General features: G+C 69.4%; 18 protein-coding genes. 13 read left to right on the top strand and 5 right to left on the bottom strand.

The window, feature by feature from the left end; all coding sequences use genetic code 11:
- The first annotated feature begins 78 nt into the window (after positions 1 to 78).
- The 4 genes from LPN01_RS06655 (at position 79) to LPN01_RS06640 (ending at position 5,769) form a co-directional block, all read left to right on the top strand.
- Positions 79 to 3,000, top strand: coding sequence for a TonB-dependent receptor (locus LPN01_RS06655; RefSeq protein WP_262827582.1), 2,922 nt, complete (start codon positions 79 to 81; stop codon positions 2,998 to 3,000).
- Between the two features lie 126 nt (positions 3,001 to 3,126).
- Positions 3,127 to 3,849, top strand: a complete 723-nt coding sequence (locus tag LPN01_RS06650) for a FadR/GntR family transcriptional regulator (protein ID WP_262827581.1) — start codon at positions 3,127 to 3,129, stop codon at positions 3,847 to 3,849.
- An 82-nt stretch (positions 3,850 to 3,931) separates the two neighbouring features.
- Positions 3,932 to 5,308: a methyl-accepting chemotaxis protein gene (locus tag LPN01_RS06645; protein WP_262827580.1), complete on the top strand. Its 1,377-nt coding sequence runs from the start codon at positions 3,932 to 3,934 to the stop codon at positions 5,306 to 5,308.
- 62 nt (positions 5,309 to 5,370) lie between these two features.
- The gene (locus LPN01_RS06640; protein ID WP_262827579.1) at positions 5,371 to 5,769 is read left to right on the top strand and encodes a cupin domain-containing protein; all 399 of its coding nucleotides are present in this window, start codon (positions 5,371 to 5,373) and stop codon (positions 5,767 to 5,769) included.
- A gap of 25 nt (positions 5,770 to 5,794) precedes the next feature.
- Here LPN01_RS06640 and LPN01_RS06635 read toward each other — a convergent pair whose 3' ends face one another.
- Positions 5,795 to 7,864: an alpha-glucuronidase family glycosyl hydrolase gene (locus LPN01_RS06635; protein ID WP_262827578.1), complete on the bottom strand. Its 2,070-nt coding sequence runs from the start codon at positions 7,862 to 7,864 to the stop codon at positions 5,795 to 5,797.
- Between the two features lie 183 nt (positions 7,865 to 8,047).
- Here LPN01_RS06635 and manD point away from each other — a divergent pair, with 183 nt between their 5' ends.
- Genes manD through LPN01_RS06620 form a run of 3 tightly spaced genes read left to right on the top strand, consistent with a single transcriptional unit; the run spans position 8,048 to position 12,120 of the window.
- Positions 8,048 to 9,259, top strand: coding sequence for a D-mannonate dehydratase ManD (gene manD / locus LPN01_RS06630; RefSeq protein ID WP_262827577.1), 1,212 nt, complete (start codon positions 8,048 to 8,050; stop codon positions 9,257 to 9,259).
- Positions 9,247 to 10,890 (top strand): DUF5597 domain-containing protein, encoded by a 1,644-nt coding sequence (locus tag LPN01_RS06625; RefSeq protein WP_262827576.1) that lies wholly within the window; start codon positions 9,247 to 9,249, stop codon positions 10,888 to 10,890. Before manD ends, LPN01_RS06625 begins: the two co-directional genes overlap by 13 nt.
- 21 nt (positions 10,891 to 10,911) lie before the next feature.
- Positions 10,912 to 12,120, top strand: coding sequence for an SGNH/GDSL hydrolase family protein (locus LPN01_RS06620; protein ID WP_262827575.1), 1,209 nt, complete (start codon positions 10,912 to 10,914; stop codon positions 12,118 to 12,120).
- A 34-nt stretch (positions 12,121 to 12,154) separates the two neighbouring features.
- Here the strand turns inward: LPN01_RS06620 and LPN01_RS06615 are convergent, their stop codons facing one another.
- On the bottom strand, positions 12,155 to 12,292 hold the full coding sequence (locus tag LPN01_RS06615) for a hypothetical protein (protein ID WP_262827574.1): 138 nt from the start codon (positions 12,290 to 12,292) through the stop codon (positions 12,155 to 12,157).
- A 393-nt stretch (positions 12,293 to 12,685) separates the two neighbouring features.
- Between LPN01_RS06615 and LPN01_RS06610 the strand changes: the two genes are divergently transcribed.
- Positions 12,686 to 13,537 carry a TonB-dependent receptor plug domain-containing protein gene (locus LPN01_RS06610; protein WP_262827607.1) on the top strand — a complete coding sequence of 284 codons (852 nt, stop codon included), beginning with the start codon at positions 12,686 to 12,688 and terminating at the stop codon, positions 13,535 to 13,537.
- The gene (locus LPN01_RS06605; RefSeq protein WP_262827606.1) at positions 13,423 to 15,921 is read left to right on the top strand and encodes a TonB-dependent receptor; all 2,499 of its coding nucleotides are present in this window, start codon (positions 13,423 to 13,425) and stop codon (positions 15,919 to 15,921) included. The genes LPN01_RS06610 and LPN01_RS06605 overlap by 115 nt, the downstream gene beginning before the upstream one ends.
- A gap of 125 nt (positions 15,922 to 16,046) precedes the next feature.
- Here LPN01_RS06605 and xylA read toward each other — a convergent pair whose 3' ends face one another.
- From xylA to LPN01_RS06590, 3 genes are read right to left on the bottom strand one after another with little or no spacing between them, the layout of a single operon-like run.
- Positions 16,047 to 17,357 carry a xylose isomerase gene (xylA, locus tag LPN01_RS06600; protein ID WP_410482807.1) on the bottom strand — a complete coding sequence of 437 codons (1,311 nt, stop codon included), beginning with the start codon at positions 17,355 to 17,357 and terminating at the stop codon, positions 16,047 to 16,049.
- Positions 17,354 to 18,796, bottom strand: coding sequence for a xylulokinase (gene xylB, locus LPN01_RS06595; RefSeq protein WP_262827572.1), 1,443 nt, complete (start codon positions 18,794 to 18,796; stop codon positions 17,354 to 17,356). Before xylB ends, xylA begins: the two co-directional genes overlap by 4 nt.
- A 3-nt stretch (positions 18,797 to 18,799) precedes the next feature.
- Positions 18,800 to 19,885, bottom strand: coding sequence for a glycoside hydrolase family 43 protein (locus tag LPN01_RS06590; RefSeq protein WP_262827571.1), 1,086 nt, complete (start codon positions 19,883 to 19,885; stop codon positions 18,800 to 18,802).
- Between the two features lie 406 nt (positions 19,886 to 20,291).
- Here LPN01_RS06590 and LPN01_RS06585 point away from each other — a divergent pair, with 406 nt between their 5' ends.
- The 4 genes from LPN01_RS06585 to LPN01_RS06570 all read left to right on the top strand — a co-directional run bounded on the left by LPN01_RS06585 (position 20,292) and on the right by LPN01_RS06570 (position 25,778).
- Complete coding sequence (locus LPN01_RS06585) at positions 20,292 to 21,377, top strand: LacI family DNA-binding transcriptional regulator (protein ID WP_262827570.1); 1,086 nt, start codon at positions 20,292 to 20,294, stop codon at positions 21,375 to 21,377.
- 90 nt (positions 21,378 to 21,467) lie between these two features.
- The gene (locus tag LPN01_RS06580) at positions 21,468 to 23,246 is read left to right on the top strand and encodes an IlvD/Edd family dehydratase (RefSeq protein WP_262827569.1); all 1,779 of its coding nucleotides are present in this window, start codon (positions 21,468 to 21,470) and stop codon (positions 23,244 to 23,246) included.
- Between the two features lie 38 nt (positions 23,247 to 23,284).
- Entirely contained in the window at positions 23,285 to 24,709 is a 1,425-nt protein-coding gene (locus LPN01_RS06575) for a sugar porter family MFS transporter (RefSeq protein ID WP_262827568.1), read from the top strand.
- A 16-nt stretch (positions 24,710 to 24,725) separates the two neighbouring features.
- Positions 24,726 to 25,778 (top strand): cupin-like domain-containing protein, encoded by a 1,053-nt coding sequence (locus tag LPN01_RS06570; protein ID WP_262827567.1) that lies wholly within the window; start codon positions 24,726 to 24,728, stop codon positions 25,776 to 25,778.
- The last annotated feature ends 25 nt before the right edge of the window (positions 25,779 to 25,803 follow it).

Here is a 25,803-nt window from a genome sequence, read left to right as displayed (position 1 = left end):
CGCCCCCGCCCAAGCTACCCCAGCATGACAGAACCGACCCCGGTCACGGAAGGTCGGACGCACACGACGAGGGGATCGATGATGGCCATGTCCGGCATCCGTGGACTGAAGATCGCGCTGGGGCTCACCACCGCGGCGATCGGACTGGGCGCTTCGCCCGCGATCGCGCAGACCTCGCCCGAAACCAATGCGGAGAAGGCGGCGCGCGCCCCCGGCAACCAGCAGGACACGGTTTCGCCGCCCGCCTCGCCGGCCGCCGCACCGGAACCGTCGGTCGCCGACGCACCGCCGCTCACCGACGGTCCGGATGCCGGGGCGCAGGACATCGTCGTCACCGGCTTCCGCGAAAGCCTGAGCAGCGCGATCAACATCAAGCGCAACCAGACCGCGACGATCGACGTCATCAAGGCGGAGGATATCGCCGAATTCCCGGACCTGAACCTCGCCGAATCGCTCCAGCGCATTCCGGGCGTCGCGATCAGCCGGGTCAACGGTGAAGGGCGCAACATATCGGTGCGCGGCCTGGGGCCGGAATATACCCGCGTTCGCATCAACGGGATGGAGGCGATCGGCACCACCGGCGGAACCGACAATTCGGGCGGCGTCAATCGCGGCCGCGGCTTCGATTTCAACATCTTCAGCTCGGACCTGTTCAACAGCCTCGCGGTGCGCAAGACCGCGACGGCGGATGTCGAGGAAGGCTCGCTCGGCGCCACGGTCGACCTCCAGACGTCGCGGCCGTTCGACTACAAGAAGCCGACCGCGGTGATCTCCGCGCAGGCGAGCTACAACGACCTGGCGCGCAAGGCGACGCCGCGGGTGTCGGGCCTCGTCACCGCCTCGACGCCCGACGGCCGCTTCGGCGTGCTGCTGTCGGTCGCCTATGAAGAGCGCAAGCTGCGCGAAGAGGGCGCGAACATCACGCGCTGGACCTATGGCGGGTTCAACGGCGGGTTCAACGCCGCCTCGACGCTGGCGGGCTATACGCTGGCGCAGATCAACTACGGCGCGTCGGCGACGCAGACCGATTATGCCGGCCAGGCGCTGTTCCACCCGCGCATCCCGGGCCTCGTCAGCTATGCGATCGACCAGAAGCGGCTCGGCGCCGCGGCATCGGTGCAGTTCCAGCCGACCGACGCGACCCTGCTGTCGATCGACGGCCTCTATTCGCGGCTCGACGGCACGCGCGCCGAATCGCAGATCCAGGCGATCAGCTTCAGCCGCTCGGGTACCGGCAAGCCGCAGACGATCATCCGGTCGGGCACGGTCGATGCCAATCGCAACATCATCAGCGGCACGTTCGACAACGTCGATGTCCGCTCGCAGAGCCGCTACGACATCCTGCGCACCGATTTCTACCAGGGTACCGCTAACCTCGAACAGAAGTTCGGCGACGCGCTGAAGTTCGTCGGCACCGTCGGCTATGCCAAGTCGGAATTCACCAATCCGACGCAGACCACGGTTACGATCGACGCGGTCAATTCGAACAATTTCTACTACGATTTCTCGACGCGTTTCCCGACGATCCGCCCCGGCTTCGACGTCACCAATTCGGCGAGCTATACTTTTACCAACGGCAATTCGGAAGTGCGCGTCCGGCCGCAGACGGTCGACAACAGCTTCAGGACCGCCAAGGGCTATCTGGAATGGACCGCGAGCGGGCTGGTCAAGCTGAAGGCCGGGCTCGACTGGCGCCAGTTCACCTATTCCTCGACGGAAGGGCGCCGCAACGCCGGCGAGACGGTGGTGCAGACGCTGACCCCGGCGCAGATCGCCGCGGCGACGACGCTCTATTCGGGGTTCGGGCGCGGCATCGACCTGCCGACCGGCACGCCGACGTCGTGGCTGGTGCCGGACATCAACAAGTTCGCCGAGCTCTACGGCATCTACACCAACCCGCTCTACGCGGTCGGCCGGCTCGACAACGCCACCGCGCGCGGATCGTACATCACGGTGCGCGAACGCGACACCGGCGCCTGGGGCATGACCGAATTCAACCTCGCCGACGCCGGCATCCGGCTGCGCGGCGATGCCGGCGTGCGTTACGTCCACACCCAGCAGCGCTCGACCGGCTATACCGGCGTCGGCACGTCGGTGAGCCTCATCACCGCCGACCGCAGCTACGACCGCTGGCTGCCGTCCGCCAACCTCGTCTACGACCTCACCGACACTCTGCTCGTCCGGTTCGGGGCGGCCAAGACGCTGTCGCGGGCGGGCATCGCCGCGCTGACGCCGGGCGGCAACCTCAACATCTCGGGCGGCAACCGCGGCTTCAGCTCGGGCAATCCCGACCTGAAGCCGACCGAATCGACCAACCTCGACGCCAGCCTCGAATGGTATCCGACCAAGGGCGCGGTCTATGCGGTGTCCGCGTTCCAGAAGGACATCGGCACCTTCGTCCAGACGCTGAGCGTCAACGTGCCCTTCTCCGACCTCGGCCTGCCGGCGTCGCTGCTCGCGGGCAGCGCCGCGTCGCCGACCGATATTTTCACGGTGACGCAGCCGGTCAATTCGAGCGGCGGCAAGCTGCGCGGGTTCGAGGTGAACGTGCAGCAGCCCTTCACCTTCCTGCCGGGCTTCCTGCGCGACTTCGGCGTGCTGGCGAACTACACCTACGTGAAATCGGACATCAAATACCTGTTGTCGGCGACCAGTTCGGCGACGGTGACCCAGCCGCTCGTCGGCCTGTCGCGAAACGCGGCGAACGCGACGCTCTATTATGAAACGAAGCGCTTCTCGATCCGTGGGTCGGTCGCCTATCGCTCCAAGTATCTGACCGCGGTGCCGGGGACGGAAGGCAACAGCTACAACGGCACCAATTCGACGACCAACGTCGATGCGCAGATCAGCTACAACATCACCGACGCGCTGAAGCTCAGCCTCGAAATGATAAACCTGACCGACCAGTTCAACGATCAATATGTCGACGCGACCAACCGGCTCAACGTCCTGACGCACAGCGGCCGGCAATTCATCGCGGGCGCGCGCTTCGCCTTCTGACCGGTCGGCGGGGGCGGGTGTTGCTGGGTCCGCCCCCCGCCACGGCGCGTTCGGGCTCGCGCCAAGCGATTGGGATTGCGCGTGTATCGCTTGAACGATGGGGAGGTATGGGCCTAGACCCACGATATGCGGGACAGCGGTACGATCCACGTCGGACATGATGAGGTCGCCGGTATCCTCGCATGCGAGATCATCTCCGGCCAACGGCCGCAGGGCAGCCGCATGCCGTCGGTCGAGGAGATGTTCGACCGGTTCGGCGTGTCGCGCGTGATGATGCGCGAGGTCACCAAGACGCTGACCGCCAAGGGACTGGTGGCGGCCAAGAGCCGGGTCGGCACGCTCGTGCTGCCGCCCGAACGCTGGGCCTGGTTCGACGTCGACCTGTTGTCGTGGCGCGTGCGCGTCGGGCTGGATGCCGCCTTCATGGACCAATTGACGCAGATGCGCCGCGCGGTCGAACCCGCCGCGGCCGCGCTGGCGGCGGAACGGGCGTCGCCCGCACAGATCGACGAGATGCGGGCCGCGCTCGACGCGATGGCCGCGGCGGGCGTCAACCGGCACGCCTTTGCGCAGGCCGACCTGCGGTTCCACGTCGCGCTGGGGGCCGCATCGGGCAACCCGCTGTTCCGGTCGTTCGCGAGCGTGGTCGAGACGGCGCTGGACGCATCGCTGTCGCTGACCGCGCCGCCCGGGGCCGACACGATCGCGACGATCGTCCGTCGGCATCGGGATGTCGCCGACGCGGTCGCGGCCGGCGATGCCGCCGGCGCGGCGCGCGCGATGCTGACGGTCATCGACGAGGGCGTGCAATGGCTGCGCAGGGACGGGGCGAGCGCCCGCCCGGCGTAGGGCGCATCGCGTCATCGCCAGCGGCGTCAGGCGCACCGTCAACGCGCCCTTAACCCGCATCGGCTAGTCCGCGGGGCAAGAGGTGCGCCGCAAGCTGATGCCGCAGGACAGCGACTTTCCAATCGACGATGTCGTCGCCGCCATCGATCTGGGCGAGCGGCTGCGCCTGTTCGCATTCACCGCGCACGACCATGCGATCGCACGCCGCGTCTGGTCGCTGCTCGACGCGGATGGGCACGGGGACGCGCGACGCGTCGCGGCGGCGCAGGTCGACGGCTGGTTCCGCGTCTTCCCGGCTGGCGGCGACGAGGATCGCGAAGCGCTGGTCGCGCGCGGGGTCGACCAGCTGCGCCGGCGCTTCTGCGACCTGACCGATGTCGGCTGGGTCCGGCGCGGGGTGGTGCGGATCGGCGTCGCCTATGCCGCCGGCATATCGCTGACCCGCATGCTCGCCATGGGCAACAGCAACGCGTTGCTGATGCTGAACTTGGTGTGCGGCAGGCTGGACTTGTCCCTGGAAGAGCGCGGCGAGGTGACCGATTTCCTGTTCCGGCTGCGGACGCTGGAATGCGACGTCTATGCGACGATCCATGCCGCCTATCTGGGCGACGCGGCACGCCGGGAACGCAACGCCCTTGCGACCGTCTTTCGCGGCGGCATCGCCGAACTGGTGACGACCGCGGGCGGGGAGGGGCATGCACTGCGCGATCAGACCGGGGCCAGCGCCCGGGCGGTACGCGGCGTCCGGCACAAGGCATCCGACGTCGCGACCGCGGCCGAACGGTCGGCGGGGACGATGCGCGACGCCGCCTCGCTCGCCGCGGACCTGATCCGTGCGATCGGCCAGACGCGCGACGAGGTCGAACGCGCGGCGGCGGTCGCGGAACGGGCCGGCACGCAGGCGAACGAGGCGGTCGTCATCTCGCAGACGCTGTTCGAACAGGTGGGATCGATCAATTCGATCCTGGCGCTGATCCGCCAGATCGCCAAGCAGACGAACCTGCTGGCGCTCAACGCCACGATCGAGGCGGTGCATGCGGGCTCCGCGGGCCGCGGCTTCGCGGTGGTGGCGCAGGAGGTGAAGGCCCTCGCGCACCAGACCGCCGCCGCGACGGAGGACGTTGCGTTGAAGATCGCCGCGATCGAACGCGCGACGCGCGCGACCGTCGATCACAATGCGTCGATCAAGCTCACGGTGGACGACGTGCAGGGTTCGGCCGGCCGCATCCGCCTGGCGATGGGGGCACAGGCGACGACCGTGGCGACGATCACCACGTCGCTAGACGACACGGCTCAGGCCGCCGATGCGATGTCGGCGACGATCGCCGCGATCCACGGCGACATCGCCACCGTCACCACGGTGGTCGACGACGTCGGCCACGGCTTCGACCGGCTCGACGACCGGCTGCGCGCGTTGCAGGCGAGCGCCGACGCCTTCGCCGCACGCGTCGCGGGATAGGCGATGGAGAGGATCGGCGCGGTCGCGCGTTGGCAGCCGACCCCGATCAGGATCGCTCCGCCATGAAGATCACCAGGAACGCCGCCGCCCCGTCGATGCCGGGCAAGACCCCGGACTATTTCACCGGCACCGTGCGGATCGACAATCCGGGCACGACCGAGCCGCCCAGCCGGGTCGGCACCGCGACCGTCACCTTCGCGCCCGGCGCGCGCACGGTCTGGCACACGCATCCCGCCGGACAGACCATCATCGTGATCGCCGGCCGCGGCTGGGCGCAATGCGTCGGCGGCCCGGTCGAGGACATCGTGCCCGGCGACACCGTGTTCTTCGCGGCGGGCGAGAAGCACTGGCACGGCGCCACGATCGACACCGGCATGACACACATCGCGATCACCGAAAGCGTCGACGGGACCAACGTCACATGGCTGGAGCCGGTGTCCGACGCCGAGTATCGGCGCTGACGACCCGCCCCCGCACGCCGCGCGCCTATTTGGGGTTGCCGGGCGCGTGCGGGAAGGATTGCGCGCGATACCAGTGCAGATCGTGTGCCGGCGGCACGACGCCGGCGGGCAGCGGGCGGTGGTTGACCGACATCCAATAGGCGAGGCTGGCGTCGCGCCACCATTGCGCCTCGCGCTGCTGCACCGCGAGATAGGTCGCGGTCTTCGTCCAGCGGTCCGCATCGATCTTCGTGCGCAGCGTGTCCCATTGCGTCCGCATCGTCGCGACATAGCCGACCCCGCGGTCGTAATGCGCGACCAGGTCCTCCCACAGCGTCCGCCCGTCGGCCATGCGGCGGTCCCAGGCGACGTGATGGAACCACAGCAGCTCGCGTTCCGGCGTGGTGTCGGGCCGGGCGAGCGCGCGCGCGACCGGCGCGGCATATTGCGCCACCGCGTCGCTGCCCGCGGCGGTGCGGTCGAAACCGATGCCGGCGGCGTCGGCGCGGTGGTAATAGACCGGGTTCCATTCGGGCCGCGCCAGATCCCTCACCCAGGGCCCGGGCCCATAATGGTGACCGGTCGCCATCAGGTGCGCGAGACCCAGCGCGCCGGTGTAATCCACCACCGCCTCGCGCGATCCGGCCATCATCGCGCTGGTGGTGGCGATCACCTGTGCATCGGTGCCGAAGGTCTGCGCCGCCCATTCGCGCGCGATGCGGTCCGCGGGCAGGTCCGGGTCCCACGCCAGCCGGCCGAAGGCGTACCAATTGGCCTGGTTGAACGTCGATCCGCTCCAGTCGCGGTCGCGGCCGATGTTGGCGACGCCCGCCATGCCGGTCAGCGTGTCGGCGACGTCCTGCCGCCCCCGGCCGGTCTGCGCGCGCAGCGTTTCGGCAAACAACGGGCCGAGATAGGCAAGGTGCGTCGCGAAGCCGAGATATTCCTTGGTGATCTGGAATTCCGCGACCATCGGCGTGCGCGGCATCGCGCCGAACAGCGGATGGAACGGTTCGCGCGGCTGGAAGTCGATCGCGCCGTTCTTCACCTGCACCAGCACGTTGGCGGCAAAGCGGCCGTCGAGCGGGCGGAATTCGCTATAGGCCTGTTTGGCGCGATCCTCGGGATCGGTTTCGGCATAGACGAAGGCGCGCCAGATCACCCGACCGCCGTGCGGGCGCAGCGCCGCGGCGAGCATGTTGGCGCCATCGGCATGGTTGGCGCCATAGTCGCGCGGTCCGGGCTGGCCCTCGCTGTTGGCCTTGACCAGGAAGCCGCCGAAATCGGGGATGCTGCGATAGATCTCGTCCGCCTTCGCGCGCCACCAGCCCGCGACCGCGGGGTCGCGCGGATCGGCGGTCTTCAGCCCGCCGAGCTCGATCGGTGCGGAGAAGCGCGCCGACAGGTAGACGCGGATTCCCCACGGCCGGAACACGTCGGCGAGCGCCGCCGCCTTCGCCAGATACGGGGCGGTCAGGCTGTCCGCCTTTGCATTGACGTTGTTGAGGACGGTGCCGTTGATCCCGATCGAGGCGTTGGCGCGTGCATAATCGGTGTAGCGGGGATCGCGGAAGTCGGGCAGCGTCCACCAGTCCCACAGCGACTGCCCGGCATAGCCGCGCTCCACCGTGCCATCCAGATTGTCCCAGTGATCCAGCATCCGCAGCGCCAGCCGCGGCGCCGACCGCAGCAGGGCCGCATCGGCGACGCCACCGGTCGCGACGTGGCGGATCAGGGCGAATGCGCCGTACAGCGCGCCGCGATCGGTATGGCCCGCGACCAGCATCACCCGCCGGCCGCCGATCGTCGCCGCGCGCACCAGATACCCTTCGTCGCCCAGCCCCGTCAGCGGCAGCCGCGCCGCCACGACCGCCGGATCGGCCGCGGTCGCGACCACGACCGGCAACGTCGCACCGGCGGGGAGCGCCCGGCGCAGTTCGGCTTCGGCAAGGCGCAGCGTCGCGGTGTCGCCGCGGCGAGCGACCTGCGCCGGCGTCCCGGCCGGCGCGCGCGGGCGCAGCCACAGGTCGTAGCCGTCGTCCGCGCGCGCCGCCCCCGCCCCGCCCAGGCCGAAGCCCAGTGCGGCCAGCGCCGCCGCCATCGCCAACACCCGCATCCACCCTCTCCCGTCGTCATCGCCGCTCGCCGATTGACAAGTCGGTCCCGTCGCGATCATGTTACCGCTATCAGATCCAGTGGCAAGCCGCGCGAGACGGCCGCCGTGACGGGAGCGGGACATGGACGACCGATTTTGGCGTGACGGCCGTGGGCAGGCAGTGCCGGCAAAGGTGTCCTGACGGTGCCGCATATCGTCGACGCCCGCGTCATCGTGACCTGTCCGAACCGCAATTTCGTGACGCTCAAGCTCGTCTGCGACGACGGCACCACCGGCGTCGGCGATGCGACGCTGAACGGTCGCGAACTGTCGGTGGCGAGCTACCTGTCCGATCACGTCGTCCCCTGCCTGATCGGCCGCGACGCACACCGCATCGAGGACATCTGGCAATATCTCTACAAGGGCGCCTATTGGCGGCGCGGCCCGGTGACGATGACCGCGATCGCCGCGGTCGACATGGCGCTGTGGGACATCAAGGGAAAGGTCGCCGGCCTGCCCGTCTACCAGTTACTCGGCGGGGCGAGCCGCACGTCCTGCCTCGTCTACGCCCATGCCAACGGCACGACGATAGAGGATACGATCGCGACCGCGCTGCGCTGTCGCGATGACGGCTACAGGGCGATCCGGCTGCAATGCGGCGTGCCCGGGCTCGCCGCCACCTATGGCGTCGCCAAGCCGGGCCAGACCTACGAACCCGCGGATGCGGCGTTGCCGACGGAAAGCGTCTGGTCGACCGCGGCCTATCTGCGCATCGTTCCCGCGCTGTTCGCCGCGGCGCGCGAGGCGCTCGGCTGGGACGTCCACCTGCTCCACGACGTCCACCACCGGCTCACCCCGATCGAGGCGGGGCGGCTGGGCCGCGACCTCGAACCCTATCGCCCGTTCTGGATCGAGGATGCGACTCCGGCGGAGAATCAGGACGCATTCCGCCTGATCCGCCAGCACACGACGACGCCGCTCGCGGTGGGCGAGGTGTTCAATTCGATCTGGGACGCCAAGCAGCTGATCGAGAACCAGCTGATCGACTATATCCGCGCCACCGTGGTTCATGCCGGCGGCATCACCCACCTGCGCCGCATCGCCGCGCTCGCCGACCTGTATCAGGTGCGCACCGGGTGCCACGGCGCGACCGACCTGTCGCCGGTGGCGATGGCGGCGGCGCTGCACTTCGGCCTCTCGGTGCCCAATTTCGGCATCCAGGAGCATATGCCGCACACCGCGGACACCGACGCGGTCTTTCCGCACGCCTATACGTTCGCGGACGGTGGCATGCATCCCGGCGACGCACCGGGGCTAGGGGTCGACATCGACGAGGCGCGCGCGGCGACCCACGCCTATCGCCGCGCCTATCTGCCGGTGAACCGGCTGGAGGACGGGACATTATGGAGCTGGTGACGCCGCGCGCCGCGCTGATGCTGGCGGCGGCGCTCGCGGTCGCCACGCCGGCCTGCGCCGACGTGCCGTACCTGCGGCGGCAGGGGACGACGTCGCAGCTCGTCGTCGGCGGCAGGCCCATGCTGCTGATTGCGGGCGAGCTGGGCAATTCCTCCGCCTCCAGCGCCGCCTATATGGCGCCGCACTGGGCGAAGCTGCGCGCGATGCACCTCAATACCGTGCTGGCGCCGGTGTCGTGGGAGCTGATCGAGCCGGTCGAGGGACATTACGACTGGTCGAGCCTCGACGCGATGCTGCGCGCCGCGCGCGCCGCGGACCTGAAGCTCGTCCTGCTGTGGTTCGGCGCCTACAAGAACTCCATGTCCACCTACGTGCCGGGCTGGGTGAAGCGCGACCAGACGCGCTTTCCCCGCGCGGCGCTGCCCGACGGGCCGTCGGTCGAGATCCTGTCGACCTTCGGGGCCGAGACGATCCGTGCCGAAGCGCGCGCCTATGCGGCGATGCTCGCGCATCTGAAGGCGGTCGACGGGACCCGCAACACCGTACTGATGGTGCAGGTGGAGAACGAGATCGGCATGCTGCCGGTCGCGCGCGACCATTCCGCACCCGCCGACGCGGCCTTCGCGCAACCCGTGCCGGCGGCGCTGACCGCCTATCTGACGCAGCATCGCGACACGCTGGTGCCGGAGATGAAGGCGATATGGGCGGACCGCGGCGCCCGCACGCAGGGCAGCTGGACCGAGCTGTTCGGCGACGGCGACGCCGCGGCGGAGGTTTTCGCCGCGTGGCATTACGCGCGCTTCGCCGACGCGCTCGCCCGCGCGGGCAAGGCCGCCTATCCGCTGCCGATGTACGTCAACGTCGCGCTCAACCGCCCCGGCCGGGCGCCGGGGCAATATCCCAGCGGCGGACCGCTGCCGCATCTGATCGACGTGTGGAAGGCGGGGGCGCCGGCGATCGACCTGATCGCGCCCGACATCTATTTCCCCGATTTCACCCGGATCGTCGATCGCTACGCGCGGCCCGACAATCCCCTGTTCGTGCCCGAAGCCCACAATGCCGACAATCCGGTCGTGCCGGCCAACGCCTTCTACGCGTTCGGCGAGCGCGGCGCGATCGGCTTCGGCCCCTTCGCGATCGATTCGGTCGACGATGCGCCTGGGCGGCTCGCCGACGCCTATGCGGTGTTGCGCCAGCTCGAACCGCATATCCTCGCCGCGCAGGGCGGCGACCGCATCGCCGGCTTCAAACCGCGCCAGCGCTACGACGAATCGCTCGATTACGAACCGCAGGTGCGCGGCATCGGCGGCTATCGCTTCACCGTCGCCTTCGCCGACATCGAACGCCCGGCGATGACCGCCGACACCGCCGGCTATGGCGGCATGGTGATCGGCACCGGTCCGGACGAATTCCTGATCGCCGGGCAGGGGATCACCGTCACGTTCGCGGGCAGCGGCGACGGGCCGCCGCTCGTCGGCATCGAGCGCGCCGAGGAGGGCGTGTTCGATGCCGGTGGCCGCTGGGTCCGCGGCCGCGTGCTCAACGGCGACCAGACGCATCAGGGCCGCCATATCCGCCTGCCGCCGGGGCAATGGGGCATCCAGAAGGTGCGCCTCTACCGTTACCGCTGAACCGCCCGAAGGAATTCGACGATGCCGTCCTACCTGCTGACCGCGCTGTTGCTCGCCGCCCATCCCGCCGCCCCGGCGCCCGCCGCCTGTCCGTGGGCGGCGACGTGGGGCTCGTCGCAGATGGAGCCCGGCACCGACAATGCGCTGGCCGCGGGCCGGCTCGCCGGCGCGACGCTGCGCCAGGTCGCGCGGGTCAGCATCGGCGGCGACGCGGTGCGCGTCCGCCTCTCGAACGCCTTCGGCCACCAGCCGCTGCGCATCGCCGCCGCCGCGATCGGACGCACCGTGACCGGCGGCCGGACGCCGCCGGTCGCTGCGGATGCGCGTGCGCTGACTTTCGCGGGGCGGCCGGACGTCCTGATCCCCGCCGGCGCCGACTGGTGGAGCGATCCGGTGGCGATGCCGGTCGCCGCCTTCGCGGATCTGGCCGTCAGCCTCGACCTGCCCGACGATCCGCAGGGGCAGACCGGGCATCCCGGCTCGCGCGCCACCTCCTGGCTCGCCAGGGGTGCGCGCGCGGGCGATGCCGCGCTGTCGGCGGCCGAGCCGACCGCACACTGGTTCTTCCTCGCCGGGATCGAGGTGCGGCACTGCGGCGCGGCGCGCGGCGTCGTCGCGTTCGGCGACTCGATCACCGACGGCTATGGCGTCAGGCCCGACACCAACGCACGCTGGACCGACGCGCTGGCGCGCCGGCTCGGCGGGCGCGTGGCGGTCGTCAACCAGGGGATCGGCGGCAACCGCATCCTGCGCGACGGGCTGGGGCCGAACGCGCTCGCGCGGTTCGACCGCGACGTCCTGTCGCAACCCGGCATCGGCCACGTCATCGTGCTGGAGGGGATCAACGACATCGGCGTCCTGCAACGCGACGCGCCCGCAAGCGTGGCGGAGCAGGACGCGCTCGTGGCCCAGGTCACCGGCGCCTATGCACAGATGATCGCACGCGCGCACGAACGCGGCATCCGCATCTATGGCGGGACGGTGATGCCGTTCATGGCCAACGGCTATTACCACCCCGATGCGGGGTCGGAGCGGATGCGCGGCGCGATCAACGCGTGGATCCGCACGCCCGGCCGGTTCGACGCGGTGGTGGATTTCGACCGGGCGATGCGCGATCCCGCACGCCCCGCCTATCTCGCCCCGGCCTATGACAGCGGCGACGGCCTGCATCCGAGCGAGGCCGGCTATCGCGCGATGGCGGCGGCGGTGCCGCTGGCGCTGCTGCGCTGACGCGCAGGGCCGGCCGGATCGACGGGCGGGGGCGCTAGCGCGCGCTCGGGTCGCGCTCGCCGAGGATCGCGGATACGGCATCCACCTCGCCGACGCTCAGGACCTCGCGGCCGTCGAGATAGCGCAACAGCGCCCTCACCGCCTGCTCCAGCGCCGCGATCCGGTCTTCCACATGCGTACTCATACCTGGCGGGTCCCCCAATCCCGTGCCGAACGCAAAAATCGGCGCGGGGTTGCTCGGCTGACCGATTCCGACCCATCGGTGTGGATGACGTGCGTGGCGCGCGTCCATCGCGCTACCCACAGGCCGGCGCCCGTCGCAAGTGGTGCGATACCACGATGCCAGCGAAAAATTCCTGCGCAGGGTGCGATCGATCAGCCGGGCAGTTTGTCGTATCGAATGATGGGTTTACGCTAACATCGCAGTTACTCTGGGATGACCGCAAGACAATGGGACAGTAGTTTTGCCAGAAATAGGCCATTGACCGCGTTAGCGCTATCAATAATCTTCGGCTTGCGGGTAGGGGATGAATGACGGTCCCCGCCCGACAGGGAGAGGACTGTGATGAAGCGCACCATGACTCCGTTTCGCCGCGTGAACGCGATGGCCGCGATGCTGCTCGCCGGCGCCGCCTGGCCCGCGCTCGCGCAGACCGCCACGCCGGGCGCGCCCACGCCATCGTTGTCGAGCAGCAGTGCCGAACCCGCCACGCCGCCGGCGCAGGACGGCGCGGGCCAGACCGCACCGACCGCGATCGACGGGCCGGCACAGCCGCCCGCAGATCCGTCCGCGACCGGCAACGACGATATCGTCGTCACCGGCTATCGCGCCTCGCTGCAAAGCCAGACGAACGCCAAGCGCAACGCCGTCGGCTTCACCGATTCGATCTTCGCCGAGGATATCGGCAAGTTTCCCGACACCAACATCGCCGAATCGGTGAACCGCATCCCGGGCGTCACCATCGCGCGCGAGGTGACGGGCGAGGGCACCAGCGTCGCGATCCGCGGCCTCGGCACCAACTTCACGCGCGTGCTGCTCAACGGCGCGCCGGTCGCCACCGCATCGGTCCGCTTCGACGCGCAGAGCACCAACCGCGAGGTCGACCTCGACCTGTTGCCCACCGAATTGTTCACCCAGCTGACCGTCAGCAAGTCGCCGGTGGCAAGCCAGGTCGAAGGCGGCGCGGCGGGTACCGTCAACCTGCGCTCGGCCCGGCCGTTCGACAATCCCAAGGCCTATGTCAGCTATGGCGGACAGGCGTCGAAGGTCAGCACGACGGCGACTGGGGCTATCGCGGTTACCTGCTCGCCAGCGCGAGCAAGGGCGATTTCGGTCTGCTGGTCGGCGCCGCCGGGGTGCGCAACCGCTTCCGTGTCGACGGGTTCGAGACGATCGGCTGGACCAACCCCAACCTAACCGCGACGCAGCGCACCGGCGGCACGCTGAACCCGACCGGTGGCGGCAACTTCACCATTCCCGGCACGGTGCCCGCCAATGCCGGCAACGGCCTGGTCACCGGCACGACGATCAACCAGGCGTTCCTGCTCGCCAACAACCCCGGCGCGACGATCGACCAGATCGACAATGGCCTGCTGCCGCGGCTCGGCCGGCCGCGCTACGAGGACGGCAAGCGCGATCGCTACAATTTCATCGCATCGGCGGAATGGCGTCCCAGCGACGCCTTCCACCTGTATGTCGACGGCATCTACGGCAAGCGGACGACGGATTTCGACCGGTCGGCGATGAACTGGGCGGTGCGCAACGGCGCGTCGATCCCGCTCAAGACGACCTATGACCGCAGCGACTGCACGACCGGCTGCGTCGTCACCGGCGGCACCTATGCCAACGCGCAGTTCTTTCTCGAATTCCGGCCCTATCGCGACACGGTCGACTTCTACGGCGTCAATCCCGGTGCGGAATTCGTCGTCAACGACTGGATCAAGGGCGACATCCAGGCGAACTGGAACGAAAGCCCCTTCCGTCGCGAAAGCCCGACGGTGCTGGTCATCACCCCGCCGAGCAGCGGCACGACCGTCACCTATGCCAATGACGGCGGCATCCCGTCGATCACGACCAACGTCGACCTCAACAACCCGGCCAATTTCGGCTGGGCGGGCGGTGGCCGCGTCAATCTGAACGGGGAGGAGCGGCGCACCGAGAACCGGGGCGTGCGCGGCAGCCTGCTGTTCGGCGACGAGAAGCGCTTCAGCGTACGCGTCGGCGCGGCCTATGACGATACGCAGCGGCGGATCACGCCGTTCGACAACACCAACGTCTGGCAGAACCTGATCTGCGGCAACGGTCCCAGCGTCACGCTCGCGGCGCCGAACACCGCGACGACGCCCTGCACCGGGCTGAACCAGCCGGGAAGCGCGACGCCCGCGGGCTTCCCGACCTTTCCCGGCTACGGCACCAATGCCACGGTCGGTGGGACGCCGATCGTCTATGCGGGGTCGCTGGTGCCGACCGCCGCGGTGCCGGGCTATCTGTTGCCCGATGCCAAGACCGGCTTCATCACCGTCGACTGGAACAAGTTCAGGAGCGCGACCAACTATGACGCGCTGCTCGCCGGCGCGACCGAGACGGGGGCGGGCAGCAGCGGCGCCAACGGCGGCCTGATCCGCGAAAAGGTGACCGGCACCTTCGCCGAGATGAACGGCATCGTGGAATTCGGCGACACTACGCTGCGACTGAACGGCGGGCTGCGCTACGTGCGGACGCAACAGATCGTCGGCGGGCGGGTCAGCGTGCCCGATCCGCGCAACGCGGGGCGCGATCCCGACGGCGCCGGGCCGCTGACCGCGACGCCGATCGCGGACGGCGGTCGCTATCCCAATTTCATCACCTTCCCTGAAACGACGCGGCTCTATTCCAACTTCCTGCCGTCGGCGACCGCATCGATCGACTTCGCGGGCAAGGCGGTGGCGCGCGCGTCGCTGTCGCGGACGATGACGCGGCCCGATCCCAACGCGCTGCTGCCGGGCGCCAGCTTCGTCCAGCCGTCCGCCGACGTCGGCACGGTCGGCAACAACGCGCTCAATCCGTATATCTCGAACAACATCGATCTCGGGTTCGAATATTACACCGGCGGCGAAGGGGTGATCGCGGTGGCGGCGTTCCGCAAGTCGATCACCGGCTTCACCGTCAACGGGCTCAACACGGTGCCCTTCTCGTTCCTGGAGCCGTACGGGATCACGATCGATTCGCTGACCCAGGCGCAGCGCGACGCGCTCGCCTCGCGCGCCAATCCCGGGCAGGCGCTGCGCGACGTCAACGTCGTCATCCAGCAACAGGTCAATTCGGACGGCAAGCTCAAGGTCAACGGCCTCGAATTCCAGCTGACCCAGCCGCTCGACTTCCTGACGCACTATATCGGCGTGCGCGGCTTCGGCTTTCAGGGCAGCCTGACCATCATCGACCAGAAGGGGGAGGGCAGCGGCGCGCCCGCGGTGGCGCTCGGCGTCGCGCCGACGACCTATACGCTGACCGGCTATTACGAGGGCAACGGCCTGTCGGCGCGGCTGACCTATACGTTCAACGAGGGGTCGCAGGCATCCGGCCTGAACCAGAACGGCATCCCCGGCGCCGCGATCTTCGGACGCGACTACGGCCAGCTCGATTTTTCAGGCAACGTCGACTTGGGCAAGGTGTTCGGCAAGCCCTACCTGCCGACGGTCGTGCTCAACGTCATCAACATCAACAAGGAAGCGCAGAGCAGCTACTTCCAGTATCCGAACGCGACCTTCAACCAGTACCAGCCGGGTCGCACGGTGCTGGTCGGCATCCGGGGCCGCTTCTGACCGGTCGCTCCCCCGGTGACGGGGGAGCGGCGGCGACCGGCAGCCCAGACGAGAACGGCCGCGGATCGATGGATCCGCGGCCGTTTCATGTCGTGTGGTTACGAGCGGTTCGCGTCCTGCCGCCCTCAGAGGAAGCGGTTGACGAGGTTTTCCAGCCGTTCCTGCCGGCCCGAACGCGGCCTGGGATCGATCGCGCGCTCGACCGCGAGGTCGGCGATGCCGGCGAGGTCCAGGTCGGCGATCGTGGTGCCGAAGTCGCCCGTCCAGCCGGCGTAGCGCTCGGTCCGCGCGGCATCCAGCCGGCCGTCCTCGATCAGCGCGGCGGCGTTGAGCAGGCCCTTCGCGACGACGTCGATGCCGCCGATATGGCCGTGGAACAGGTCGACCGCGTCGATCGACTGGCGGCGGACCTTGGCGTCGAAATTGAAACCCCCGGTGGTGAACCCGCCCGCGCGCAGGATCTCCAGCATCGCCAGCGTCATCTCCTCGACCGAATTGGGGAATTGGTCGGTGTCCCAGCCGTTCTGCGGATCGCCGCGATTGGCGTCGATCGACCCGAAGATGCCGAGCGCGCCTGCGGTCGCGATCTCGTGCTCGAAGGTGTGGCCGGACAGCGTGGCGTGGTTCGCCTCGATGTTCACGCGCACCTCGTTCTCGAGGCCGTAGCGCTTCAGGAAGCCGTACACCGTCGCCGTGTCGAAGTCGTACTGGTGCTTGGTCGGCTCGTGCGGCTTGGGTTCGATCAGGATCGTGCCGGTGAAGCCGATCTTGTGCTTGTGCGCGACGACGAGATTGAGGAAGCGGCCGAGATTGTCGAGTTCGCGCGCCATGTCGGTGTTGAGCAGCGTTTCATAGCCTTCGCGCCCGCCCCACAGCACGTAATTCTCGCCGCCCAGGCGATGCGTCGCCTCCAGCGCGTCGCGCACCTGCATCGCGCCGAACGCGAAGACTTCGGGATCGGGATTGGTCGCGCCGCCGGCGGCGAAGCGCGGGTGGCTGAACAGGTTGGCGGTACCCCACAGCAGCTTGCGGCCGCTTGCCGCCTGAAGCTGTTCGAGATGGTCGACCGCCTCGGCGAAGGCACGGCGGTGTTCGGCGACGGTGCCGGCGTCGGCCATCACGTCGACGTCGTGAAAACAATAATAGGGCACGTCGAGCTTCTGGAAGAAGTCGAATGCGGCGCTGCGCTTCTGCGCGGCGGCGGCGGCATCGTTGGCACCGCGATGCCAGGGGCGGTCGAAGGTGCCGCCGCCGAACACGTCGCTGCCCGGCCAGCAGAAGGTGTGCCAGAAGCACGCCGCGAAGCGCAGGTGTTCGGCCATCGTCTTGCCGAGCACGACGCGGTCCTTGTCGTAGAACCGATAGGCCAGCGCGTTGTCGCTGTCGGGGCCTTCGTAGCGGATCGTCGGGATGTCGGCGAAGAAATCGGCCATCAGAGGCTCCTTATGCGGGGATAGGCGTCGCGGAACGCGGCGTATTTGGGGGCGAGGCGCGCGGCGAGCGCGGCATCGGGCGCGATGACGTGGGCGACGGCGGGCGGGCGGCAGACCTCGGCGGGGGTGCCGCCGTCGACCGCCAGCTGCGCGAGCCGCGCGGCGCCGAGCGCCGGGCCGACCTCGCCGCCGTGCAGATAGACGAGCTCGACGTTCATCGCCGCCGCCAGCGTCTCGCCCCAATAGCGCGAGCGTGCGCCGCCGCCGATGACCGACAGGCGTTCGATCCGCGTTCCCGCGTCGCGCAGCACGCGAAGGCCGTCGGCGAGCGCGAAGCCGACGCCCTCCAGCACCGCCTGCGCCAGGCGTTCCGGCCCGGTGTCGTTGTCGAGCCGCAGGAAGCCGCCGCGCACCTGGGCATCGTTGTGCGGCGTCCGCTCGCCCGACAGATAGGGGAGGAACAGCTCGGGACCGGAGGCCGGGCCGGCCCGCTCCGCCTGCGCGAACAGGTCGGCGGCGCCCCCGGCCCCGGTGAGGCGCGCCACCCAGTCGATGCACGCCGCGGCGGACAGGTGCACCGCCATCTGGTGCCACAGGTCGGGGACGCAATGGCAGAAGGCGTGGACCGCGCCCGCGACGTTGGGACGAAACCCGTCGGTGGCGACGAAGATTACGCCCGACGTGCCGAGCGACAGCAGCGCATCGCCGTCGCGCACCGCCCCGACGCCCGCCGCGCCCGCGGCATTGTCGCCGCCGCCGCCCGCGACCGGCACCGGTGCCATGCCCCAGCGGGCGGCGACGTCGGCGCGCAACCGGCCGGCAACCGCGCTGCCTTCGACCAGCCGCGGCATCTGCGCCGTGGTCAGCCCGGTTGCGGCGAGCAGGGTGTCGCTCCACCGTCGGCCGGCGACGTCGAGCCACAGCGTGCCAGCGGCATCGGACATGTCCGATGCCTTGTCGCCGGTCATCCGCAGCCGCACGTAATCCTTGGGCAGGAGCACGGTGGCGATGCGGTCGAACAGTGCGGGTTCGTGGTGCCGCAGCCATTGCAGCTTGGGCGCGGTGAAGCCGGGCATCACCTGATTGCCGCCGATCCGGTGGAAGTCGGGGGTCGCCGCCTCCAGCTCGGCGCATTCGGCGAAGGAGCGGCCGTCGTTCCACAGGATAGCGGCGCGCAACGGCGCATCGTCGGCGTCGAGCAGCGTGGCGCCGTGCATCTGGCCGGCGAGGCCGATGCCGCGGACGCCGCGCCGGACGTCCGCATCGATCGCGAGCACCGCCACCTCGGTCGCCCGCCACCAGGCGTCGGGGTCCTGCTCCGACCAGAGCGGCCGGGGGCGTTGCACGGCGAGCGGTGCCACGCCCTGCGCGACGACGCCGCCGTCGACGTCGAGCACCACCGCCTTGACACCGGAGGTGCCGATGTCGATCCCGAGGAACATCGATCAGTCCTTGAACGGATCGATCGGGCGGATCGTGCCATCCGGATCGAACGACAGTTCGGTGACCTTCACCGAGCGCAGGTGGTTCTTGTTGGACAATTGCGTGTCGTGGTAGAACAGCCACCACTTGCCCTTGAACTCGACGATCGAATGATGCGACGTCCAGCCCTGCACCGGCGACAGGAAATGTCCGGTATAGCGGAAGGGACCGTACGGCGTGCTGCCGATCGCATAGTTGAGGAAGTGGGTGTCGCCGGTCGAATAGGTGAAATAATATTTGCCGCCGCGCTTGAACGTCCATGACGCTTCGAAGAACCGGCGGTCGTGATCGCCGCCGAGCAGCGGCTTGCCGGCCGCGTCGGTGATGACGACGTCGCGCGGGGCTTCGGCGAACTGCTTCATGTCCGCGGACAGGCGCGCGACCTTGGGCATCAGCGCGGGCCGGTCGTCCTGCTTCAGGTCGGTGTCGCCGCCCTTGGGATCGTAGCGTCCGCTCGCCCAGCGCTGCAACTGGCCGCCCCAGATGCCGCCCCAGTACATGTAGCTGCGCCCGTCGGCGTCGGTGAAGACCGCCGGATCGATCGAGAAGCTGCCGCGGATCGGCTCGGCTTCCGCCTTGAACGGGCCGGTCGGCGATTTCGACGTGGCGACGCCGATGCGGAACACGCCCGCCTTGTCGCGCGCGGGCATGTAGAGGAAATAGGTGCCGTCCTTGTACGCGGCATCGGGTGCCCAGGTCTGCTTCGACGCCCAGGGAATGTCCTTTACGTCGATCGCGACCGGGTGTTCGGTGACCGGTCCGCCGACACGGTCCATGCTCAGCACGCGATAGTCGTGCATCGCATATTGATTGCCGAGGTCGTCGTCGGGAATGCCGGCATCGACATCGTGGCTGGGATAGACGTAGAGCTTGCCGTCGAAGACATGCGCGGACGGATCGGCGGTATAGATGTCCGTCACCAGCGGCTGCGACAGATAGCGGCGGCCATCGGGGCTGCGCGGTTCGGGCTTGCCGGTCTGGGCGATCGCGGCACCGCCGCTCGCGACGAGCGCGGCGATGGCGAACCAGGTGTTCGGTCGACGTGGCATGGGCCTTTGCATCCTTCCTGTACGACGGCCTTCTGCTGAGGCCTGCATGGTCGTCGATCCGACCTCGATAGCGCTACCATATGGCCGCTTTCCGGTGTCCGCAAGCGCGATTCCGCCGCCGTCCTGCCCGCAGGGACGCGGAACCATGCGGTAAAGTGTCGGGCCGGGCCGTGGCGCGTGTGCAGGCGCGCCCGGCTTGGCTTGACCGGCTGTCCGGCGTGGCGTGGTTCGCGGGGCGTCGTTGCCGCGCCGGATCGCGAGCCGCCCCCGTCCGCACGGCGATAGCCGCCCGAAATCCCGCACGCCGCGGGGCGGCCGCCACCTGCGCGCACGGCCCCCACTTGTGAACGTCGCGGCTTGCGTCCATGCCTGTCGCTCTCATCTCTGGACCGCTCCCATTCGCCCTATGGATCCGACCACCGCCGCGCCGCCGCGCTCGTCCCGCCGATCCGGATCGGCGCCCACCATCAGCGACGTCGCCCGCCTGGCCGGCGTATCGCCGATGACGGTCTCGCGCGTCATCAACGGTGAGACCAATGTCCGGCCGGCGACGCGCGAGGCGGTCAATACCGCGATCTCGACGCTCAATTATGCGCCCAACCGCGCCGCGCGCAGTCTGGCGGGCGCGGGCCAGGTGCGGATCGGTTTGCTCTACAGCAACCCCAGCGCCGGATTCCTCAGCGAATTCCTGCTCGGCAGCCTCGACCAGGCGAGTCGCAGCGACGTGCAGATCGTCGTCGAGAAATGCGAGCTGGGCGACCACGAGCTCGAAGTGGCGCAGCATCTGGTCGACGGCGGGATCGACGGCATCATCCTGCCGCCGCCGCTGTGCGAGGCGCCGGCACTGCTGGCGCTGCTCGCCGCGGCGCGGGTCCCGACGGTGTCGGTCGCCACCGGCTTTCCGGCGGAGAACCAGCCGGCGATCCGCATCGACGACCGCGAGGCCGCGGCGACGATGACGCGGCACATCATGGACCTTGGGCATCGCCGCATCGGCTTCATCGCGGGCAACCCCAATTTGTCGGCAAGCGCACAGCGGCTGGAGGGGTATCGCGCGGCGCTGGCGGCCGCGGGGATCGACGAGGATCCCGCGCTGATCGTCGATGGACTGTTCACCTATCGCTCGGGCCTCGACGCTGCCGAACTGCTGCTCGACCTCGCCGATCCGCCGACCGCGATCTTTTCGTCCAACGACGACATGGCGGCGGCGACGGTGGCGATGGCGCACCGGCGCGGGCTCGACGTGCCGGGCGACCTGACGGTGTGCGGCTTCGACGACACGACGCTCGCCACCGCGATCTGGCCGGAGCTGACGACGATCCACCAGCCGATCGCCGACATGGCGCGCGCCGCGGTCGACCTGCTCGTCGGCAGCCTGCGCCGGCAGAAGGGGGGGGAGGGCGCCGCGGAACAGCATGTCCTCGACTATACGCTGATCCGCCGTCAGTCCGACGCGCCCCCGCGCCGGCGCCCGCGGGCGCGGCACGGATGAACGCCGGCGCTTGACGGGCGGCGGCAACGTGATAGCGTTACCAGAATAACGCGGGGCCCCACGTCACGGCCGTGCGATGGAGAGTGCAGCGTGTCACGCCAACCGGTTCGTCCCTTCCGCTCGCGTGACTGGTTCGCCGATCCCGCGCGCGCGGACATGACCGCGCTCTACCTCGAACGCTTCATGAACTACGGACTGACCCCGGCCGAACTGCGCTCGGGCCGGCCGATCATCGGCATCGCGCAGACCGGCAGCGATCTCAGCCCCTGCAACCGCATCCACCTCGACCTCGCGCGGCGGGTGCGCGACGGCATCCGCGACGCGGGCGGCATCCCGCTCGAATTCCCCGTCCATCCGATCTTCGAGAATTGCCGCCGGCCGACCGCCGCGCTCGACCGCAACCTCGCCTATCTGGGGCTGGTCGAGACGCTGTACGGCTATCCGATCGATGCGGTCGTGCTGACGACGGGGTGCGACAAGACGACGCCGTCGGGGATCATGGCGGCGAGCACGGTCGATATCCCCGCGATCGTACTGTCGGGCGGGCCGATGCTCGACGGCTGGCACGAGGGCGAGCTGGTGGGATCGGGCACCGTCATCTGGCGGTCGCGCCGCAAGCTCGCCGCGGGCGAGATCGACGAGGAGGAGTTCCTGCAGCGCGCGACCGACAGCGCGCCGTCCGCGGGCCATTGCAATACGATGGGCACGGCATCGACAATGAATGCGGTGGCGGAGGCGCTCGGCCTGTCGCTGCCCGGATGCGCCGCGATCCCCGCGCCGTATCGCGAGCGCGGCCAGTTCGCCTACGAAACCGGTCGCCGCATCGTCGACATGGCGTATGAGGACCTGCGCCCGTCGCGGATCCTGACCCGCGCGAGCTTCCTCAACGCGCTTCGGATCGTCACCGCGATCGGCGGGTCCTCGAACGCGCAGCCGCATATCCAGGCGATGGCGGCGCATGCCGGGGTCGAGGTGCGGCCGACCGACTGGATGGAGCATGGCTACGACCTGCCGCTGCTGGTCGACGTCCAGCCCGCCGGGCGCTTCCTCGGCGAACGCTTCCACCGGGCGGGCGGCGTGCCCGCGGTGATGGCGGAGCTGCTGGCGGCGGGCAAGCTCGACGGCGACTGCCTGACCGTCACCGGACGCAGCGTCGCGGACAACATCGCCGGCCGCGCGGCGACCGACCGCGAGGTCATCCGCCCGTTCGATCGCCCGCTCAAGGAGCAGGCGGGGTTCCTGGTGCTGACCGGCAACCTGTTCGACTTCGCCATCCTGAAGACCAGCGTCATCTCGCCCGCGTTCCGCGCGCGCTATCTGGAAATGCCGGGGCGCGAGAACGTGTTCGAGGCGCGCGCGGTCGTGTTCGAAGGGTCGGACGATTATCACCACCGCATCAACGATCCCGCGCTGCGGATCGACGAGGATTCGATCCTGGTGATCCGCGGTGCCGGCCCGATCGGCTGGCCCGGATCGGCGGAGGTGGTCAACATGCAGCCGCCCGACCACCTGATCCAGCGCGGGATCATGACGCTGCCGACGCTGGGCGACGGCCGCCAGTCGGGGACGTCGGACAGTCCCTCGATCCTCAACGCCAGTCCCGAAAGCGCGGTCGGCGGCGGCCTGTCGTGGCTGCGCACCGGCGACGTGATCCGCATCGATCTCGCCGCCGGGCGCTGCGACGCGCTGGTCGAGGCGGACGAGATCGCGCGTCGTCGCGGCGAGCCGTCGCCGCCGGTGCCCGAGAGCCACACGCCGTGGGAGGAATTGTACCGCGAGAAGACCGGTCAGCTGGGCGAGGGCGGCGTGCTCGACTTCGCGCTCAAGTACCGGGGCATCGCCGCACGGACGCCGCGACACAATCACTGACGAATCAACGCCGGCAGCGACCGGGCAAGGGAGAGACGATGACGGACAGCATCAGGGGGGCGGAGGGGACCGCCACGAACTTCGGCTTCATCGCCGCGATCGTCGCGGTGGCGACGATCGGCGGCTTCATGTTCGGCTATGATTCGGGCGTCATCAACGGGACGCAGAAGGGGCTGGAGGCTGCCTTCGGGCTCGGCCGGCTGGGCATCGGCGTCAACGTCGGCGCGATCCTCGTCGGTTCCGCGATCGGCGCGTTCGGCGCCGGGCGGCTGGCCGATGCGATCGGCCGCCGCAACGTCATGATGATCGCGGCGGCGCTGTTCCTGGTCAGCGCGGTGCTCGCGGGCGCCGCCACCGGATCGGCGATCTTCATCTTCGCGCGCATCGTCGGCGGCCTCGGCGTCGGTGCGGCGAGCGTCATCTCTCCGGTCTACATTTCCGAAGTCACGCCGGCCTCGATCCGCGGCCGGCTGTCGAGCGTGCAGCAGGTCATGATTATCACCGGGCTGACCGGCGCGTTCGTCGCCAATTTCGCGCTCGCGCGCTACGCCGGCGGCTCGACCGCGCAATTCTGGCTCGGTTTCCCGGCATGGCGCTGGATGTTCTGGCTCCAGGCGATCCCCGCCGCGATCTACCTCGTCGCATTGCTCGTGATCCCGGAAAGCCCGCGCTTCCTGGTCGCCAAGGGTCGCGACCAGGAGGCGCACACGGTGCTCACCCGCCTGTTCGGCGCCGCCGAGGCGGACCGCAAGGTGGTGGAGATCCGCAACTCGCTCGCCGCCGACCATCACAAGCCCAAGCTGTCCGACCTGCGCGACAAGGCGACCGGCCGCATCCGTCCGATCCTGTGGGCGGGCATCGGCCTCGCCGTGTTCCAGCAGCTCGTCGGCATCAACGTCGTCTTCTATTATGGCGCGGTGCTGTGGGAAGCGGTCGGCTTCACCGAGGACAATGCGCTTCAGATCAACATCCTGTCGGGCGTGCTGTCGATCGCGGCCTGCCTGTTCACGATCGCGACCGTCGACCGGATCGGGCGCAAGCCGCTGCTGCTCGTCGGGTCGGCGGGGATGGCGGTGACGCTCGCCGTGGTCGCCTGGGCGTTCTCGACCGCGGTCACCGACGCGGCGGGCGCGGTGTCGCTGCCGGGCAACAACGGCATCGTCGCGCTGGTCGCGGCGAACCTCTACGTCATCTTCTTCAACGCGAGCTGGGGGCCGGTGATGTGGGTGATGCTGGGCGAGATGTTCCCCAACCAGATCCGCGGCTCGGGCCTCGCCGTGTCGGGGTTCGCACAGTGGATCGCCAATGCGGCGATCTCGGTCAGCTTCCCCGCGCTGGCGGTGTCGCCCGGCCTCGCCGTCACCTATTTCGGCTATGCGTTCTTCGCGGCGGTCTCGTTCTTCTTCGTGAAGGCGATGGTCAACGAAACGCGCGGGCGCGAGCTGGAGGACATGGCGGGCTGATGCCCGCCGGCAGCCGATGAGCACCGACACGCCCGTCGACGATCCGCGCGCGGCCCTGCCCCCCATCGAGGAGCGCGGGGCCGTCGACGCGGCGACCTTCGCGACAGAGGTCGCGCCGCGCTACCGGCCGCTGGTGCTGCGCGGGCAGGTGGCGTCCTGGGCCAGCGTCGCCGCGGCGGGCGGCGGCGACCGCGCCGTCGCCGCCTATCTGCATGGGCTGGGCGGCGGCGGCCGGCCGCTCGACGTGCTGGTCGGCGCGCCCGACATCCGTGGGCGCTTCTTCTACCGCGGCGATGCGCTCGAGGGGTTCAACTTCAACCGCGAGCGCGCATCGCTCGATCAGCTGCTCGGCGAACTGCTCCGGCTGGCGCAGATGCCGGAGGGCGAGCGGCACACGCTCTACGCCAATGCCGCCACCGCGCCCGAACACCTGCCCGGCTGGTCGCGCGACAATGCGCTCGGCCTGCCGGTCGGCGACGCGACGCCGCGGCTGTGGATCGGCAACGGCAGCCACACCGCGACGCATTACGACGGCTCCACCAACCTCGCCTGCGTCGTCGCCGGGCGCCGGCGCTTCACGCTGTTTCCGCCCGACCAGATCGCCAACCTGTACGTCGGTCCGCTCGACCGCACGCTGGCGGGTCCGCCGGCCAGCATGGTCGATCCGACCGCGCCCGATCTGGTCCGCTATCCGCGCTTCGCGGCCGCACTCGCCCAGGCGCAGTCGGCGGAGCTTGGGCCGGGGGACGCCGTGTTCATCCCGGCCTTGTGGTGGCACCACGTGCAGGCGTTCGGTACGCTTAACGTCCTGTGCAATTACTGGTGGGCGTTCGACGGCGCGACCTCCGCCTTCCACGCGATGGTGCATGCGATGATGGCGGTGCGCGACCGGCCGGCGGCGGAAAAGGCGGCGTGGCGCGCGTGGTTCGATCATTTCGTCTTCGACGAGGGTGCCGATCGGGTCGGCGACCATTTGCCCGAATCGGCGCGCGGCGTGATGGGGCCGGCAAGCGAGCGCCGCACCGAGCAGATCCGCGCCTACCTGCTCGGTGTGCTGCAACGGCGATAGCGGTAACCCTACGGCCACCGTAGGA

Origin of the sequence: Sphingomonas sp. A2-49 (assembly GCF_025548555.1) — a bacterium.
Classification (GTDB): Bacteria; Pseudomonadota; Alphaproteobacteria; order Sphingomonadales; family Sphingomonadaceae; genus Sphingomonas.
Note: the sequence above shows the minus strand (reverse complement) of the source record. Positions and strands in the feature narration are given on the sequence as shown.

Bases quoted from the DNA above. Each gene is read 5' to 3' on its own strand.
- LPN01_RS06590 (WP_262827571.1), bottom strand. From the start codon at position 19,885: ATGCCACGTCGACCGAACACCTGGTTCGCCATCGCCGCGCTCGTCGCG.
- LPN01_RS06625 (WP_262827576.1), top strand. From the start codon at position 9,247: ATGGAGCTGGTGACGCCGCGCGCCGCGCTGATGCTGGCGGCGGCGCTC.
- LPN01_RS06635 (WP_262827578.1), bottom strand. From the start codon at position 7,864: ATGCGGGTGTTGGCGATGGCGGCGGCGCTGGCCGCACTGGGCTTCGGC.
- LPN01_RS06575 (WP_262827568.1), top strand. From the start codon at position 23,285: ATGACGGACAGCATCAGGGGGGCGGAGGGGACCGCCACGAACTTCGGC.
- LPN01_RS06570 (WP_262827567.1), top strand. From the start codon at position 24,726: ATGAGCACCGACACGCCCGTCGACGATCCGCGCGCGGCCCTGCCCCCC.
- LPN01_RS06650 (WP_262827581.1), top strand. From the start codon at position 3,127: ATGCGGGACAGCGGTACGATCCACGTCGGACATGATGAGGTCGCCGGT.
- xylB (WP_262827572.1), bottom strand. From the start codon at position 18,796: ATGTTCCTCGGGATCGACATCGGCACCTCCGGTGTCAAGGCGGTGGTG.
- LPN01_RS06640 (WP_262827579.1), top strand. From the start codon at position 5,371: ATGAAGATCACCAGGAACGCCGCCGCCCCGTCGATGCCGGGCAAGACC.
- LPN01_RS06585 (WP_262827570.1), top strand. From the start codon at position 20,292: ATGGATCCGACCACCGCCGCGCCGCCGCGCTCGTCCCGCCGATCCGGA.
- LPN01_RS06655 (WP_262827582.1), top strand. From the start codon at position 79: ATGATGGCCATGTCCGGCATCCGTGGACTGAAGATCGCGCTGGGGCTC.
- LPN01_RS06610 (WP_262827607.1), top strand. From the start codon at position 12,686: ATGAAGCGCACCATGACTCCGTTTCGCCGCGTGAACGCGATGGCCGCG.
- LPN01_RS06620 (WP_262827575.1), top strand. From the start codon at position 10,912: ATGCCGTCCTACCTGCTGACCGCGCTGTTGCTCGCCGCCCATCCCGCC.